This window comes from Micromonospora sp. NPDC050795 (assembly GCF_044456785.1).
Taxonomy (GTDB): Bacteria; Actinomycetota; Actinomycetes; order Mycobacteriales; family Micromonosporaceae; genus Micromonospora.
This window is the reverse complement of record NZ_JBITGE010000094.1, coordinates 1-2,293: the sequence shown is the minus strand read 5'-3', so window position 1 is coordinate 2,293 and position 2,293 is coordinate 1. Positions and strand designations below refer to the sequence as shown.

The 2,293-nt window shown below is 68.9% G+C and carries 2 pseudogenes; one reads left to right on the top strand and one right to left on the bottom strand.

Annotated elements, in window-relative coordinates:
- A pseudogene (locus ACIBEF_RS32275) lies at positions 1–1,003 on the top strand (IS1380 family transposase); the annotation flags it as partial.
- A 175-nt stretch (positions 1,004–1,178) separates the two neighbouring features.
- Here ACIBEF_RS32275 and ACIBEF_RS32270 read toward each other — a convergent pair.
- A pseudogene (locus tag ACIBEF_RS32270) lies at positions 1,179–2,293 on the bottom strand (hypothetical protein); the annotation flags it as partial.

The following is a 2,293-nucleotide window of genomic DNA, read 5'->3' as shown; positions in this document are numbered from 1 at the left end:
GACCTGCCGCAACCGGCGGTCGCCGGCCGGCTGGTCGACGGCCTGGTCCTGGACATCGACGCAACCATCGTGATCTGCCACTGCGAGAAGCAAGCAGCGACCCGCACCTGGAAGAAGACCTTCGGCTACCACCCGCTGCTGTGTTTCCTGGACAACACCGGCGAAGCCCTTGCCGGGCTGCTACGGGAAGGCCGGGCCGGTTCCAACACCACCGCCGACCACAACACCGTCCTCGATCACGCCCTCGCCCAGGTCCCCGACGCCTGCCGGCACGGCACCCCGATCCTGCTCCGCGCCGACGCTGCCGGTTCCAGTCACGGGTTCCTCGCCCATATCCGCAGCCTGCGCGAGCAGCACCTCGATATCCGGTTCTCGGCCGGCGCCGCGATCTCCGAACCCGTACGTGAAGCGATCCGGGCCGCAACCGGCTGGGTCCCCGCCGTCGACACCGGCGGTGACCTGCGAGAACATGCCGAAGTCTGCGAGATCACCGGCCTTTTCGACGCCGGCGGCTGGCCCGAGGGCACCCGCTTCCTGGTCCGCCGGGAACGCCCGCACCCCGGTGCCCAACTGTCGCTGTTCGACACCATCGAGGGCTGACGGCACCAGATCGTCGCCACCGACACCCCGCCCGGCACCGGCAGCATCCAATTCCTGGAAGCCCGCCACCGGGCTCACGCCCGGGTCGAAGACCGCATCCACACCGGGAAAGACACCGGCTTCGGCCGGTTCCCGTCCCGACTGTCCGCGATCAACCAGGCCTGGCTCCAACTCGCGCTGACCGGCACCGACCTGCTCGCCAGGACCCAGAATCTGCTGCTGGACGATGACCTCGCCACCGCTGAGCCCAAGAAACCGCGCTAACCGACTGCTGCACGTCGCGGCCCGGATCACCCGCACCGCCCGCCGAGCCCGTCTCGCTATCGCCAACGGCTAGCCCTGGACCGACGCGTTGACCACCGCATTCACCGCTCTCACCGCGTTACCCCGGCCCACCGGCTGATCCCGCAGCCCCACCACTACCAGTCGACACGGAGGAACCCGGCCCCACGCCGGGTCCTCACCATGCCGTCAAAACGTCAGCAACCACGAGAACCATACTCATCGAGCATCGGCTATGCACCCACACCCAATTGAAAGACCGAGGCTAACCAAGACCGCCGGAAACCTCTCGTATGTCAGCGGTGGGGTGGCGCTGATGTGCCTGGTGTCGTGGTGTGCGGTGGGGATGTGCGCGAAGGGGAGGCTGAGCGGGGACGGGTGGGGGTGGGGAAATAGCCGCGGTCCTCGCGGTTGGCGGCTCTCGGCTGTGCTGAGGCAGTAACGGTCGACAGCCGCGCCGCGGCGGCGATGCCCGCCGATGTCGTGGTTGGGGTGCCCGCCGGTGGCGCGGTTGGGGTGGCGGCTGGTGGCATGGTTGGGGTGGGGATGTGCCAGGGGGCGATTCTGTCAGTCTTGGTGACAGTGGTGGGCGCCGATGGTGGCGGTGGCGGGTTTTCAGCGAGGTGTGGGGGCTGCCCTGGAGGGTTGAGAAGCTCGGCGATGCTCAGTACACGCCCGGGGGCGGGGGCGGGGCCGGTCAGGGCGGTGGGACCGGTCAGGGCGGTGGTGGTGTTCCCTGCGGGGACGGGCCGGGCAGGGACGGCTGCTGCGGGTTGCAGCCGCCATTTGCCGTCGGGGAGCGCGGTCGGGTTGTGGTGCAGGCCGTGCGCGGCCAACGCGGCGACCAACACCGGATCCGGCGCCGCCATCCGCCCCCCGGTGGCCGAGCTGTTCCGCAGTGTGTTCACCAGTTGGCCGATGGGAACAGGGACGCTATGACCGGGCAGTGTCACTGTGGTGTTGTGCGTGATGCGGGTGCCTACCGGCAGGCGGTTCAACGCCTGGGCATAGTCCTGATCGGTCCGGATGATTCTGTCGCCGCTGGGTTGCAGTCGCCATTTGTTGTCGGGGAGCGTGGTCGGGTTGTGGTGCAGGCCGTGGGCGGCCAACGCGGTGACCAACGCCGGATCCGGCGTCGCCATCCGCCCCCCGGTGGCCGAGCTGTTCCGCAGTGTGTTCACCAGTTGGCCGATGGGAACAGGGACGCTATGACCGGGCAGTGTCACTGTGGTGTTCCGCGTGATGCGGGTGCCTACCGACAGGCGGTTCAACGCCTGGGCGTAGTCCTGATCGGGCCGGATGATTTTGGCGCCGCTGGGTTGCAGCCGCCATTTGTTGTCGGGGAGCGTGGTCGGGTTGTGGTGCAGGCCGTGCGCGGCCAACGCGGTGACCAACGCCGGATCCGGCGCCG